Raw genomic sequence first — 14,537 nt, 5'->3', positions numbered from 1 at the left:
AGCATGAACGGCTTTTGTGCTAATATAGATAAGATGGAAATCGATAAAGTCAACAAAATCTATAAATCAACGAACAGGGGATAACCGACAACATGAAACCTTTCATATACGATTATAATCTCGATGAACTGCGCGAGTGGGTCAAAGAGAGCGGAGAAGCGGCTTTCCGCGCCGATCAGATCTTCGACTGGCTGTACGTCAAACGTGTATCGAGCTTTGAGGAAATGACCAATCTGTCGAAGTCGCTTCGTCAGAAAATGGACGACCATTTTGCTTTTGTCACACTGAATGAAATCACCAAGTTCCAGTCCAAAGACGGAACGGTGAAATTCCTGTTCGGTCTGCACGATGAACATGCAATCGAGACGGTCATCATGAAGCACAACTACGGCAACAGCGTCTGCGTGACGACCCAGGTCGGCTGCCGGATCGGCTGCACGTTCTGCGCATCCACGCTGGGCGGACTGAAACGCAACCTGACGGCGGGCGAGATTGTCGCACAGGTCGTCGAAGCCCAGAAGATGCTCGACAAAGACGGCGAACGCGTCAGCAGCATCGTGATCATGGGATCCGGCGAACCGTTCGAGAACTATGAAGCGACCATGACATTCCTGCGCATCATGATTCACGAAAAAGGACTGAACATCGGACAGCGCCATATCACCGTTTCGACAAGCGGTATCGTGCCGAACATTTACAAATTCGCCGACGAAGACACGCAGATCAACCTGGCGATTTCGATCCATGCGCCGAACGACAAACTGCGTTCCAAGCTGATGCCGGTCAACCGCCGTTATCCGTTCGACGACGTCATTGCTTCGCTCGATTATTATTTCGAGAAAACGGGCCGTCGTCTTACTTTCGAGTACGCGCTCATCGGCGGGGTAAACGACCAGGCCGAGCACGCCCAGGAATTGGCGGATGTGCTGAAGACCCGTATGGCGCACGTCAATTTGATTCCGGTCAACCACGTGCCGGAACGCAAATACGTCCGTACCTCGCGCAGCGATATTTTCAACTTCCAGCGCATTTTGACCGAGAATGGCATCAACGCGACGATTCGCCGCGAACAAGGGCACGATATTGCCGCGGCCTGCGGCCAGCTGCGTGCCAAGCATATGGAAAAAGGACAGGAAAAGGCTGCGAGGTGAGCTAGGGTGGCGATTCATACCGTTCATGCAACGCATATCGGAAACGTACGCAGTGTCAACGAAGACCTGTCGTGGGTCGGCCGGATCAAACCGGGCGGTTATACGCTGGGCATCGTAGCGGACGGAATGGGCGGCCATCTGGCCGGAGATACGGCAAGCCGTCTGACGGTAGAGACGATGGTAGCCGATCTCGGGGGACTGGAGCCGGGTCTGTCCATCGAAGCCTGCGAAGCGGCGCTCAGCGATGCGATTCTCCACGCGAATGAAGTGGTCTACCGCAAAGGCGAGTCGGATATTCGGTATCACAATATGGGGACCACGGTAGTGGCCGTGCTGCTCAGCGGTACGGACGGAGTGATCGGCCATATCGGCGACAGCCGGGCATACCAAGTGACTTCTTCCGGTCTGGAACGTCTGACCGACGACCATACGCTCGTTAACGAGCTGCTCAAGAGCGGTCAGATCACTCCAAAAGAAGCCGGTTCCCACCCGCGTCGCAATGTGCTGACTCGGGCGCTCGGAACCGATGCGGAAGTCAAAGTCGATCTGCGGCGTATTCGGCTTAATCCGGGCGAAGCACTGGTGCTGTGCAGCGACGGATTAAGCAACTTTGTGGCGGAAGCCGAGATGCTGCGCACGGTGCTCAAGCCGGGTGCGGCTCTGGACGACCGGGCGCATAAGCTGGTCCGAATGGCGCTGAGTTCGGGGGGCGACGACAATATTACCGTCGCCTTGTTCGAAAACGGACGCGCCGGCCAGGATGCGGCGACGAAGGAGTGGGTACAATGATCGGTCAGGTGTTCAGCGGCCGCTACGAAATCATGGAGCGTGTCGGCGGCGGCGGAATGGCGCTTGTATACAAAGCGCTTGATCTGCTGCTGAACCGCTTTGTTGCGGTCAAAGTGCTGCGCCAGCAGTTCGTGCACGACGAGGAGTTCATCCGACGTTTCCGCAGGGAAGCCCAGTCTGCGGCGTCGCTGTCCCATCCGAACGTCGTCAGTATTTACGATGTCGGTCAGGAAGGCGAAGTCCAGTACATCGTCATGGAATATATCGAAGGCCGCGATCTGGACGAGCTCATCAAAGAACGTGCGCCGCTTCCGGTCGACGAAGCGGTCCGAATCGCTTCGCAGATCTGCGAAGCGCTCGATCATGCGCATACCAATCAGATTATTCACCGGGATATCAAACCGCACAATATTCTGATCGGCCGTAACGGCCGCGTCAAAGTAACGGACTTCGGAATTGCCCGGGCCGTAACGTCCACGACGATCACCCAAACCGGTTCGGTCGTGGGTTCGGTTCATTATTTTTCTCCCGAACATGCCAAAGGCGTCAACGCCGGCGAGAAGTCGGACCTGTATTCGCTTGGGATCGTGATGTACCAGATGCTGACCGGAGCACTGCCTTTCGAAGGCGAAAGTCCGATCAGCGTCGCGCTCAAGCATCTTCAGGACGATTTCGAAGAACCGCGCAAACTCAATCCGGTAATTCCGCAGAGCGTAGAGAATATCATCGTACGGGCCATGCGCAAAAATCCGTCCGAGCGTTACAAGTCGGCGGCCGATATGCAGAGCGATCTGGATACCTGTCTGCTGCCTTCGCGCCGGGACGAACAAAAAGTGCTGTTCGACGAAATGGATGACGCGGATCGTACCTTGGTCGTGCCAGCAATTCGCTCCTCGTATGTTTCGCCTGCGGCGGATTTGCAGCGCGGAGACGCGTCGGGCAAGAGCAAAACCGGTCCTTCGGGCAAAAAGAATTGGAAAAAGCCGGCGATTATTATCGGTGCGACCCTGCTTGTGCTGACGATCGCTTTTATCTCGGTCATGCTGTGGAGCAAGCAGTTTGTCGTACCGGAAACCACCGTGCCGAACGTGATCGGGATGACCGAAAACGATGCCCGGACTACGCTTGCCGCCCGCAAACTCGAAGTCGAAGGCGTCAAGTACGAGTACGATCCGGCCACGGAAGCGGGAAGGGTCTTCAGGCAGAGCAAACTTGAAGGGCTCAGCGTCAAAGAAGGGGCTTCCCTGATTCTGACGGTAGGTTCCAAAAAACCGCTGACCGAGATGCCGGTACTGACCGAGTTGGGTTATGACGAAGCGAGCCGGGATCTGACGGCGCTTGGAGTCACCGAAGACCGGATCAAGCGGGAAGAACAGTTCAGCGAAGCTGCCGTAGATACGGTCATCGATCAGACGCCTCAGGCGGGCAAAGATTTCGACCCGGATCAGGATTCCATTACCCTCATCGTCAGCAAAGGGGTCGAAAACAAGAAAGTTCCGGAAATCGTCGGCAAAACGCGGCAGGAAGCGCTCGACGCGATCAACGGCCAGGCGCTTGCGCCTTCGTCGGCGGAAGAGCCGAGCTTTACGGTCGAAGCGGGCAAAGTCATCAGTCAGGATCCACAGGCCGATACCGAACTCAAGCCCGGCGAAACCGTCAAGTTCGTCGTCAGCTCGGGTAAACCGCCCGAAGCGCTCGACTTCACCGTTCAAGTACCGGTAGAGCCTTCGCAGGAAGGGGTAGCGACCAAAGTCCGCATCCTGTACAGCGACGCACGCGGCGAACGGATCGAGTGGGGACGCGACACGATTTCTTCGCTCCGGATTTTCCCGGTGTCGCTGGTGCTGGCTCCGAATCTCAACGGAGCGGTTATGGTCTACCGGGACGATGAGCTGATCATTTCGTATCCGGTCGATTATACCGAAGCCAGCCGGGGCACGTTCCAGCAGCCCGAAGTTCCGAAGAAAGAACCGGAGCAGCCGGAAGTGCCGGCAGAAGAACCGTCGGCCGATCCTCCGGCCGATAACGGAGCCGCGGACGGCGAAGCGGATAACGGCGCGGACGTCGAGAATACGGACCCTGCCGATCCGAACGCAGCCGAAGAGGCGCCGGAAGAAGGCCAGGAAGAACCGGCCGAAGGCGGCACGGGCACCGAAACGGAAGGGGATCCTTCCGCTTTCGTTCCGCCCGGCAAGGAAGTATCTCTCGAAAAAGCGGGCCGCGGAAACCAGGGAAACGGCGGCGGCAATAACGGCAATGGAAAAGGAAATGGGAACGGAAACGGAAGATAAAGAAAATCGGCATCAAAAATAAAGGGCAGAAAAGCGGCCGGACGCAAGTCCGGCCCTCTCCCGTTACGGACAAAGGAAGGTGAAGCATGCCAGAAGGACTCATCGTCAAAGCGTTAAGCGGGTATTATTACGTCAAGGACAGCGAAGCCGCACCCGGAGACACAGCGATCCAGTGCCGGGCCCGGGGCATATTCCGCCTCAAAGGCAAACCGCCGCTCGTCGGAGACCGCGTCGTCTATGAACTCACCGAAAACGGAGAAGGCACCGTCACCGAACTCAAGCCGCGAACGTCCGAATTGATTCGTCCGCAGGTTGCCAACGTCAATTTGGCCGTTCTGGTGTTCTCGGTCAAAGAACCCGACTTGAGCCTGAATCTGCTGGACAAGTTCCTGGTACATATCGAGAACGAAGGACTCGAAGCGCTGATCTGTTTGACAAAGATGGATCTGATCAAAGAAGACGATGTACAGACCCGCGAAGAAGTGGAAAACGCGCGGGCGCTGTATACGTCGATCGGATACGAGGTGCTGGAGACGAGTTCGCCGCAGGGGCTCGGAGCCGATCGGCTGCGCGAGCGCCTGGCGGGCGAAATCAGCGTATTCTCCGGCCAATCGGGCGTCGGCAAGTCGTCGCTGCTCAACGCGATGTTCTCCGATCTTGATCTGCTTACGAGCGAGATCAGTCTTCGCCTGGGCCGCGGACGGCATACGACGCGTCACGTGGAACTGGTCGATCTCGGCAGCGGCGGTTATATTGCCGATACGCCGGGATTCAGCCAGCTGGACTTCATCGAAATGGAAATTGAAGAACTGCCGGGTTGTTTCCGGGAATTCGCGGCGCTGGCCGACGGCTGCAAATTCCGCGGCTGCACCCATCTCCATGAGCCGCACTGCAAAGTGCGCGAAGCACTGGAACGCGGAGAGATCGCCGAGAGCCGCTACAAGCATTACAAAGCGTTTTATCAGGAAATGAAAGATAAAAAACGGAGGTACTGAACTATGGTATGGATTGCTCCTTCGATATTGTCCGCGGATTTCTCGAAGCTTGGAGCCGACGTCGCCGAAGTGGAACAAGGCGGAGCGGATTGGCTGCATATTGATGTGATGGACGGGCATTTTGTGCCGAATATTTCTTTTGGTGCGCCGATCATGCGCTCGATCGCTCCGCTGACGAAGCTCCCGCTCGATGTGCATCTGATGATCGAGAATCCGGAGAATTACATCCCGGAATTCGCCAAGGCGGGCGCTTCCGTCATTACGGTGCATGCCGAAGCCTGCGTGCATCTGCACCGGGTTGTCCATTTGATCAAGGAACACGGCGTAAAAGCGGGCGTGGCCCTGAACCCGGGGACGCCGGTGTCCGCGATCCGCGAAGTGCTGGAAGATCTGGATCTGGTCCTGATTATGACCGTCAATCCGGGCTTCGGCGGTCAGGCGTTTATCGAACGGACCCTTCACAAGATCCGCGAGACGCGCGAGCTGGCCCATTCGCTTGGCATGAACGATCTGCGTATCGAAGTCGACGGCGGTATCGCGGCCGATACGGCGGGCAGAGTCGCGGCGGCCGGTGCCGACGTGTTGGTCGCCGGCAGCGCCGTTTACGGGGCGAGCGACCGTGCTGCGGCCATACGCGCGATTCGCGACAGTGCGGAGCGCGGCGTATGAATTTCAAATCGACCTTAATGCTGGCGCTGGTCTCTTCGGTAACCGGTTTGTTGGTCGCCGTTTTCGCTTTTCTGCCGACTCCGTTCAATGCGCTGGTCGGTCTGCTGACGGCGGGACTGGTCATCTGGTACTTCCGCAAAATCGAAGGCCGGGGCGCCCGGATCGCGTTCATCATCTGGACGGTCGTCTACTTCTTGTTCTTTACCGTGCTTATTGCAGCCGTCCGCTATCGGATGGGACTGGTCTAGGACCGGGACGAATCCGAGCCGCCCAAAGCCCAGCATGTCAAAAAAGCCGAAAGTCGTCTCCTGCCGGAGTGACTTTCGGCTTTTGCGTACAGCGATCCGAATGAACATTTAAAACTAAAAAACACCTTCGACAGAAGGTGTTTTCTCGTGTATATCCGGAATTAAACGCGAGTCAATTTACCGGATTTGAGCGCCCGGGTGCTGACGTATACGCGTTTCGGTTTGCCGTTTACGAGGATGCGAACCTTTTGGACGTTAACTCCCCAAGTACGACGGTTGCGGTTGTTAGCATGGGAAACGTTGTTACCCGAGCTTGGTTTTTTACCCGTTACAAAACATCTGCGAGCCATGAATGACACCTCCTTGCTTAGATAAAACATACAGAAGCAACACTCAGATCATCATAACACATCAAAAAAAGCTCCGTCAACGGTTCTAAAAACTTTATTTATTTCTACGGTCGCTTATAGTACAATATTAGATGGAGCCTTTTGCAAAATCTGCTTCGAAACTTTGCCCGGATTTTGCAAGAGGCTCATGATGTATGGGACTAAAAGCCGGTTCGTCCGTATAGATTGGGAAGCGGATGACAGAGACGGCCGCCACCGGCCTGTACGTTATCGCAGAGAACGGGAACCCGGTTTCCGATGCGCGCATGATCGGCAAAGCGGCAAGCGAGCATACAGCGAGTGAACTTACGGGCCTCAACATCGAATAGAGCGAACGCCGCGTATTGTTGGCGTTTGCGCATCCAGCAGGTTAGGAAGGGGAATTTTCATTGAGCAGGCGTTCGATTAACGGAACAGATTTTACAGGCATGGTATTGGCCGGAGCGGAGAGGCTTTCGCTTCAGGCGGAGCATGTCAATGCGCTGAACGTATTCCCGGTGCCGGACGGCGACACGGGAACGAACATGAATTTGACCATGACGGCAGGAGTGACGGAGCTTCGGGAACGCAGTTCGGTTTCGCTCGGCCAGACGGCTACAATCTTGTCCAAAGGACTGCTGATGGGCGCGCGCGGAAACTCCGGCGTTATTTTGTCCCAGCTGTTCCGGGGATTCGGCCGTTATGCGGCTTCGCATGACGAGCTGAACGCGATCCAGTTCGCGGCTGCTCTGCAGGTCGGCGTCGAGACCGCCTACAAAGCCGTTGTCAAACCGGTGGAAGGCACGATTCTTACCGTGGCCCGGGAAGCGGCTAAACATGCGGCCGTCTACTCGCGCCGGACGACGGATGTCGTCGAGCTGATGCGTGAAGTGCTCGCCAAAGCCCAGTATGCGCTCGATCGCACGCCGGACCAGCTTCCCGTCCTCAAACAGGTCGGAGTCGTCGATTCGGGCGGCCAGGGACTTGTCTATATTTACGAAGGCTTCCTGGATTATCTGGAGAACGGCAGTGCCGCGGATGCCGGCAATTCGCTCCGTATCGGCGCTCCCGCTCCGCAGAAGCAGCCGGCAGCAGCGGTGCATGCACCGAATATCCAAGCTTCCGCGCAGGCGCAGCTGGAAACCGAAAATATCGAATTCCTGTACGATATGGAGTTCTTCATCAATCTCGGACTGGGCGAAGGCCGCAGAGATTCGTTCAACGAAGAAGCATTCCGGAAAGCGCTATCCGTCAACGGCGATTCGATTATCATCATTGCCGATGAGGATATTGTAAAAGTGCATGTCCATTCCAAGACGCCGGGCGAAGTCATGACGCTTGCGCTGCGCTACGGAGAGATCACGCAGATTCATATTCTGAATATGCGCGAGCAGCATCGCGACCTGCTGCATGCCGGCATGGACGGAACCGCTCCTCCGGAGCTGTTCGCCGATATTCCGACTCCCGCTCCGGTTCCGGAGGAACTGGCTTCGCTTCCGGCCGACGAAGTGGCGCCTTACGGATTCATCGCTATTGCCAGCGGTTCGGGGATCGAAGAAATCTTCAAAAGCCTCGGCGTGGATATCGTATTGTCCGGGGGACAAACGATGAATCCGAGCACGGAAGACTTCGTCAATGCGATCGGTCAGCTGTCGGCCCAGCATGTGTTCTTGCTGCCGAACAATTCGAACATCGTACTCGCCGCGCAACAAGCCCGCGATCTGCTCGAAGGCGAACGCCGGGTTACGGTCATTCCGTGCAAGAGCATTCCGCAGGGAATCGCGGCCGCGCTCGCTTTCCAGGAAGACGAGAGTCCCGAAACGAACGAATCGCAGATGAACGAAGCTCTCAAGAGAGTCAAGACCGGTCAGGTCACCCATGCTGTCCGCGACACGAACTTCGACGGTCTGGACATTACGGCCGGCCATTATATCGGCATCTTCAATTCCAAGATCGTAGCGACGGCGGAAGACCGGTTGGCAACCAGCCGCAATCTGCTGGCCGCCATGATCGAGAGCGGCGACGAAATCATCACGCTGCTCGCCGGGGAAGGCGCTTCGGAAACGGAGACCGCCGAACTTGCCGAATGGTTGGCTGCGGAGTATCCGGATGCCGAAGTGGAATTCCACACCGGCGGCCAGCCGGTCTACGATTATCTGTTCTCAGTCGAAGCCTGATCTTGTTTCCTGCCCGAAGCCGGCCTGCAGAGGGCCGGTTCTCCCAACTCAAAGGACGGTGACAGCATGAACCCGATTATCGTAACCGACAGCACATCGGATATTCCCGAGGAATTGGCCGAACGCCTCGGCATCCGCGTGGTTCCTCTTAAAGTCATGTTCGGCAGCGAAGCGCTGCTCGACGGCGTCGATATCAAGGCGCAGGAGTTCTACAGGCGTCTGTCCAGTGCGGCCAAGCTGCCGACTACGTCCCAGCCTTCACCGGCGGACTTTACCGCCGAGTACCAGCGGATACAAGACGAACATCCAGGAGCGCCGATCGTTTCGATTCATATCTCGACCGGCATGAGCGGTACGTTCCAGTCCGCGACGCTCGGCAAGTCCATGCTCGAGAACGAAGCGGCGGACATCACGCTGATCGATTCGCTGTCCGCTTCGTACGGTTTCGGCTTTATGGTCGTACGGGCCGCGGAGATGGCGCAGGCCGGCGCTTCGACGGCCGAGATCGAAGCCGAAGTGGACAGGCTGAAATCGGTACGCAAGCTGTATTTCCTCGTCGACACGCTGGAGTATTTGCAAAAAGGCGGCCGGATCGGCCGTGCTGCAGCCCTGCTGGGCACGCTGCTGAATATCAAGCCGATTCTGTCCATTGACAAGGAAGGCGTCATTTACGCCGTAGAGAAGGCCAGAGGGCGCAAAAAAGCGCTGGCCCGCGTCGTGGAGCTGTTTAAGCAGGAACTGGGCGATACGCGGCGGGTCGATGTGGCGATCGGACATACGGTCCAACCGGAATCGGCCGACGAGATCCTGGCGCTGCTGCGCCAGCATTTCGAAGTCGTCGATGTGGTCTACTCCCATATCGGTTCCGTGGTCGGCACGCATGTCGGGCTCGGCTGCAACGCGATTTATATCTGGCCTTCCGTTAAATAAGGGAGAACGCAATGAATAACCGCCTGGATCAAATCCCGGTAAAAGAAGTCAACGGTGTGGGCGCCCGCAAGGTGGAGGAGCTTCACGCCGTTGGCGTTTTTACCGTCAAGGATCTTATCGAATATTTCCCGTTCCGCTATGAAGATTACCGGCAGAAGCCGCTCGGTGACGTCAAGGACGGAGACAAAGCGACCGTACAGGCGAAGATCGTCGGCATGCCTATCGTGCAGCGGTTCGGCAAGAAAACGAAGCTGAGCTGCAAAGTGCTGGCGGATTATTCGATGTTTACGGCCGTGTGGTTCAATCGGAATTACCTCAAAGACCAGTTGGAGCTGGACCGCGAGATTATTCTGACCGGCAAATGGGACGGACGCCGTCTGCAGATGAATGTCACGCAGTCCGAATTTCCGGATCGGGGCACGATTCGCAGCGGATCGCTCCAGCCCGTCTACTCGGTCGGCGGCGATCTGACCCAGAACTCGCTGCGCAAAGCGATCGCCAGCGCGCTCGACCAATACGGCGACGCTCTGGAAGAAGTGCTGCCGGAAGACCTGGTATCCAAGTATGACCTGATGCCCCGGCCGCAGGCGATCCGCCTGCTGCACCAGCCCGGCGATCTGGCCGAGGGTCAGGAAGCGCGCAAGCGCATGGTCTACGAAGAACTGTTCCTGTTCCAGCTCAAGCTTCAGGCTTACCGTTCGCTGAACCGCGACCGGCGCGACGGCGTGCTGCATACGACGCCCAACGCCGTGATTCGGGAATTCGTGCGCAGCCTGCCGTTCGAGCTGACCGACGCGCAGAAGAACGTCGAACTGGAGATTCTCAAAGACATGCGTTCGGAAGCCTGCATGAACCGTCTGCTTCAAGGCGACGTCGGTTCGGGCAAAACGGCCGTCGCCGCGATTGCCCTGTTTACTACCGTACGTTCCGGCTTCCAGGGAGCGCTTATGGTTCCGACCGAAATTCTGGCAGAGCAGCATACCCGTTCGCTGACCCAAATGTTCGAGCCGTTCGGCATTACCGTCGGGCTGCTGACCAGCAGCGTAACCGGACGCAAACGCAAAGACCTGCTGGCCGGCCTGCAGATGGGGTTGATCGACATTCTGGTCGGCACGCACGCGCTTATCCAGGATGAAGTCAATTTCCGTTCGCTTGGCCTCGTCGTGACCGACGAGCAGCATCGCTTCGGCGTCAATCAGCGCAGCGTGCTGCGCCGCAAAGGCTATAACCCGGACGTGCTGACCATGACCGCAACGCCGATTCCGCGTACGCTTGCGATCACGGCGTTCGGCGATATGGATGTATCGACGATTGCCGAGCGCCCCAAAGGCCGCGTGCCGATCGAAACGTATTGGGTCAAGCACGAGATGATGGAGCGAGTGCTCGGCTTCATTCGCCGCGAGGTGAGTCAGGGCCGGCAGGCCTACATGATCTGTCCGCTGATCGAAGAATCCGAGAAGCTCGACGTGCAGAATGCGATCGACCTGCATATGCAGATGAGCCAGGCGCTGCCTGAGTATAAGGTAGGGCTGCTGCACGGACGGATGACTGCGGCGGAGAAAGAAGAGATGATGCGCCAGTTCTATGCCGGCGAGACGCATCTGCTCGTATCGACAACCGTCGTCGAAGTTGGCGTCGATGTGCCGAATGCCACGCTCATGGTGATTATGGACGCGGACCGTTTCGGTCTGTCGCAGCTGCATCAGCTGCGCGGCCGCGTCGGCCGGGGGGAACATGCTTCGTACTGCGTACTGATCGCCGATCCCAAATCGGAGCTCGGCCGTCAGCGCATGGGCGTCATGACCGATACGAACGACGGCTTCGAAGTGTCCCGGCGGGATCTCGAGCTGCGGGGCCCGGGCGACTTTTTCGGTACCAAGCAGAGCGGCCTGCCGGAGTTCAAAGTCGCGGATATGGTCGCCGATTTCAAAGTGCTGGAGCAGGCGCGCGACGACGCGGCGAAGCTGGTCGAAGATCCGTTCTTCTGGACTTCGCCGAGCTACGAGAGTCTGCGCAGCGGCCTGGAAAAAGAAGAAACGTTCCGCGGCGAATTGATCGACTAGTCCCTTGACCGAATTAAATCCAAGGCTTGCGTTCATCGGAAACACGCATGGTTCAAGCGGGTTTTCAAGGGGCGTAACCTAACATCATTATCGGTCAAGGGACTAGTACGCGGATTGGATACGAACAGCGGGCTTTGAAGATCGCCCGGCCGTCGGCACTTATGCCGGCGGTTTTCTTTTTGCAGATAATGGATAAGCCTGACAAGTAACCGTATGACGGGAAAGGAGTACAAGAAGCGATGAACCCTTCACATCCACTGACGATTTTTTTGCAGCTGTTTGAACGCGGTTCGCTGCTGCTGATGTGCCTGTTCGTGCTGACCCGGATTCCGCGTGTCAAAACCGTATTTCAAAAAGAAGAATATCGGCCGCAGGATCTCGTCACCGTTACGGTGATCTTCGGCCTGTTCGCCATTTTCGGTACGTACATGGGCATCAGCGTGGAAGGATCGCTCGTGAACGTGAGAATCGTGGCGATTATGTCAGGCGGGCTGCTGTTCGGTCCCTGGGTCGGCATCGTGACGGGATTGGTCTCCGGGATTCACCGGTATCTGATCGATGTCGGCGGTGTGACGGCGATCCCGTGTCTGATTACAAGTATCGTAGCGGGCATCGTTTCGGGGATGATCCATCTGCGCGTGCCCAAGACCAAACGCTGGTTCTACGGGATCGCGGCCGGTATGCTGTGCGAGCTGCTGACGATGGGACTGATTCTGCTGCTGGCGGAGCCTTATGCACTGGGAGCGGACATCGTCTCCAAGATCGCCGTGCCGATGATCCTCGCGCAGGTGATGATCGGTCTGATTGTCATGCTGGTGCAGAGCGTCGAAGACGAGAAAGAGAACGTTGCAGCCAAGCAGGCCAAGCTCGCGCTCGACATCGCCAACGAAACGCTGCCTTATTTCCGCAAAGTGGACAGCGTGTCGCTGCTGCGCATCTGCGAGATTATCGAAAAGAAAATCGGGGCGGATGCGGTGGCGATTACGGATACGAACCATATTTTGGCCTATTCGGGCTTCGGACAGGAGCGTTACAATATCGGGCACGAGATCATGACCGAGGAGACGAAAGAAACGATCCGCAGCGGAAATATTACGATTCGCAACAACGACGCCGACCATCGCAACGACTGGATCAAATCGATGATTATTATTCCGCTGCAGGAAAAAGGAGTCGTCACCGGCGCGCTCAAAATTTACTACCGTCACGCCCACCAGATTACGTATTCGCTGCGGGAACTGGCGGTCGGCTTGTCGCAGATTATCTCCACGCTGATGGAAGTGTCGCGGGTGGAACAGATCAAGGCGATGGCGGACAAAGCCGAGATCAAGGCGCTTCAGACGAAGATCAGCCCGCATTTCCTGTTCAACGCGCTGAACGCGATCGCTTCGTCGATCCGCCTGAATCCCGACAAAGCGCGTGAGCTGATTATCAATCTGTCCGGGTATCTGCGCTACAATCTGGAACTCAACGACGAGCTGATCGACGTGCATCGTGAACTTCAGCAGGTGAAAGACTACGTCGAAATCGAGAAAGCGCGCTTCGGCAGCCGGCTGCAGGTGGAATACGATATCGACGACGAGACCAACGTGAAGATTCCGAGTCTGATTATCCAGCCGCTCGTCGAGAATGCGATCGTACACGGTATTTTGAAGGAAAAAGGCAAAGGCACCGTAAGCATACGCGTCAAAAATGAAGGGGACCTTGTGCGGTTCGAGATCGCCGATACCGGAGCGGGCATCGACGAATCGATCATCGAGAACATCCGCAGCGGCGCTATGCCGTCGAACAAGATCGGTCTGTCGAATGTGCATGAACGGCTCAAGCTCATCTATGGACAAGGCGTCGATATTCGCAGGGCATCCAAAGGCACGGTGATTACGTTCACGGTCAGAAAGGAGGATCAGGCATGAAGATGAAAGGGATTATCGTGGAAGACGAGTTTTTGGCGATGGAAGAACTGGATTATTTGATCGGTAAAAATAGTTCCGTCGAGATTGTCGGCAAATTCGAGGACGGGATCGATGTGCTGAAATTTTTGCAGAGCAGCGATGTGGATGTTATTTTTCTCGATATCAATATTCCGTCGCTCGACGGGGTGCTGCTCGCCAAAAGTATCAGCAAATTCGCGAACAAACCGTATATCGTGTTTACGACGGCGTACAAAGAGCATGCGGCGGAAGCTTTCGAGATCGAGGCGTTCGATTATATCCTTAAGCCGTATCACGAACCGCGGATCGCGGCGATGCTGAACAAGCTCGAAAGCATGTTTGCGGCCAAAAAAGAACGGGAAAACGGCGGCACCGGAGATTCCGCAGCGCCACATGCACCGGGGGCATCCGCATCTGCGGTATCCGGCGGAACGCCGGGAGCTGCTCCGGAGGGCCGATCGGTCAACCGCCGAATCAATCTGCACAAAGACGACAAGATTATTGTGGTCGACGCGGACGATATCTATTACGCTTCGGCGCAGGAAAAAACGACGCTCGTCTATACGCGCAAAGAAGAGTACGCCATGCCGATGAGCATTTCCGACTTTCAGGCGGGACTTCCTGGGGAACAGTTTTTCCGCTGCCATCGTTCGTATACGGTCAATCTGTCGAAGATCCGCGAGATTGTGCCCTGGTTCAATAATACGTATCTGCTCAGACTGCGCGATATCGATGCCGAGGTGCCGGTCAGCCGCAGCAAAGTGAAAGAATTCCGGCAGCTTATGCGTATCTAGCACATTTTTGCGGCATCCGTAACGCTCATGGAGCCAGAAGAGCATTTCATTCCGTATTCGCGGCATCTCATTCCAAAAACGCTTTCATAAAGGCTGAAATGCTTATACTGAAGCCATAAGGAAACGAAAAC

General features: G+C 56.5%; 12 protein-coding genes. 11 read left to right on the top strand and 1 reads right to left on the bottom strand.

Annotated elements, in window-relative coordinates; translation table 11 throughout:
* Nucleotides 1-92 precede the first annotated feature (92 nt).
* The 6 genes from rlmN (at nt 93) to HRQ60_RS06670 (ending at nt 6,143) form a co-directional block, all read left to right on the top strand.
* Nucleotides 93-1,151: a dual-specificity RNA methyltransferase RlmN gene (rlmN, locus tag HRQ60_RS06695; protein WP_172194865.1), complete on the top strand. Its 1,059-nt coding sequence runs from the start codon at nt 93-95 to the stop codon at nt 1,149-1,151.
* Nucleotides 1,152-1,157: 6 nt separating this feature from the next.
* A complete protein-coding gene (locus tag HRQ60_RS06690; RefSeq protein ID WP_425501629.1) occupies nt 1,158-1,940 on the top strand; it encodes a Stp1/IreP family PP2C-type Ser/Thr phosphatase in 783 nt (260 codons plus the stop codon).
* Nucleotides 1,937-4,231 (top strand): Stk1 family PASTA domain-containing Ser/Thr kinase, encoded by a 2,295-nt coding sequence (gene pknB, locus HRQ60_RS06685; protein ID WP_172194864.1) that lies wholly within the window; start codon nt 1,937-1,939, stop codon nt 4,229-4,231. The genes HRQ60_RS06690 and pknB overlap by 4 nt, the downstream gene beginning before the upstream one ends.
* Before the next feature lie 86 nt (nt 4,232-4,317).
* A complete protein-coding gene (gene rsgA / locus HRQ60_RS06680; protein WP_172194863.1) occupies nt 4,318-5,226 on the top strand; it encodes a ribosome small subunit-dependent GTPase A in 909 nt (302 codons plus the stop codon).
* A gap of 3 nt (nt 5,227-5,229) precedes the next feature.
* A complete protein-coding gene (gene rpe / locus HRQ60_RS06675; protein ID WP_172194862.1) occupies nt 5,230-5,895 on the top strand; it encodes a ribulose-phosphate 3-epimerase in 666 nt (221 codons plus the stop codon).
* The gene (locus HRQ60_RS06670) at nt 5,892-6,143 is read left to right on the top strand and encodes a hypothetical protein (protein WP_172194861.1); all 252 of its coding nucleotides are present in this window, start codon (nt 5,892-5,894) and stop codon (nt 6,141-6,143) included. Before rpe ends, HRQ60_RS06670 begins: the two co-directional genes overlap by 4 nt.
* Nucleotides 6,144-6,304: 161 nt before the next feature.
* Here HRQ60_RS06670 and rpmB read toward each other — a convergent pair whose 3' ends face one another.
* Nucleotides 6,305-6,493 carry a 50S ribosomal protein L28 gene (rpmB, locus tag HRQ60_RS06665; RefSeq protein ID WP_172194860.1) on the bottom strand — a complete coding sequence of 63 codons (189 nt, stop codon included), beginning with the start codon at nt 6,491-6,493 and terminating at the stop codon, nt 6,305-6,307.
* Between the two features lie 428 nt (nt 6,494-6,921).
* On the opposite strand from rpmB, the gene HRQ60_RS06660 reads away from it, so the two are divergent.
* The 5 genes from HRQ60_RS06660 (at nt 6,922) to HRQ60_RS06640 (ending at nt 14,406) form a co-directional block, all read left to right on the top strand.
* Complete coding sequence (locus tag HRQ60_RS06660) at nt 6,922-8,688, top strand: DAK2 domain-containing protein (protein WP_172194859.1); 1,767 nt, start codon at nt 6,922-6,924, stop codon at nt 8,686-8,688.
* A 66-nt stretch (nt 8,689-8,754) separates the two neighbouring features.
* Nucleotides 8,755-9,618 (top strand): DegV family protein, encoded by an 864-nt coding sequence (locus HRQ60_RS06655; protein WP_172194858.1) that lies wholly within the window; start codon nt 8,755-8,757, stop codon nt 9,616-9,618.
* An 11-nt stretch (nt 9,619-9,629) separates the two neighbouring features.
* On the top strand, nt 9,630-11,681 hold the full coding sequence (gene recG / locus HRQ60_RS06650; protein ID WP_172194857.1) for an ATP-dependent DNA helicase RecG: 2,052 nt from the start codon (nt 9,630-9,632) through the stop codon (nt 11,679-11,681).
* 239 nt (nt 11,682-11,920) lie between these two features.
* Nucleotides 11,921-13,594, top strand: coding sequence for a sensor histidine kinase (locus tag HRQ60_RS06645; protein WP_172194856.1), 1,674 nt, complete (start codon nt 11,921-11,923; stop codon nt 13,592-13,594).
* Nucleotides 13,595-13,596: 2 nt separating this feature from the next.
* Nucleotides 13,597-14,406 carry a LytR/AlgR family response regulator transcription factor gene (locus tag HRQ60_RS06640; protein WP_172194924.1) on the top strand — a complete coding sequence of 270 codons (810 nt, stop codon included), beginning with the start codon at nt 13,597-13,599 and terminating at the stop codon, nt 14,404-14,406.
* Nucleotides 14,407-14,537: the final 131 nt, after the last annotated feature.

Origin of the sequence: Saccharibacillus qingshengii (genome assembly GCF_013185195.1) — a bacterium.
Taxonomy (GTDB): Bacteria; Bacillota; Bacilli; order Paenibacillales; family Paenibacillaceae; genus Saccharibacillus; species Saccharibacillus qingshengii.
Note: the sequence above shows the minus strand (reverse complement) of the source record. Positions and strands in the feature narration are given on the sequence as shown.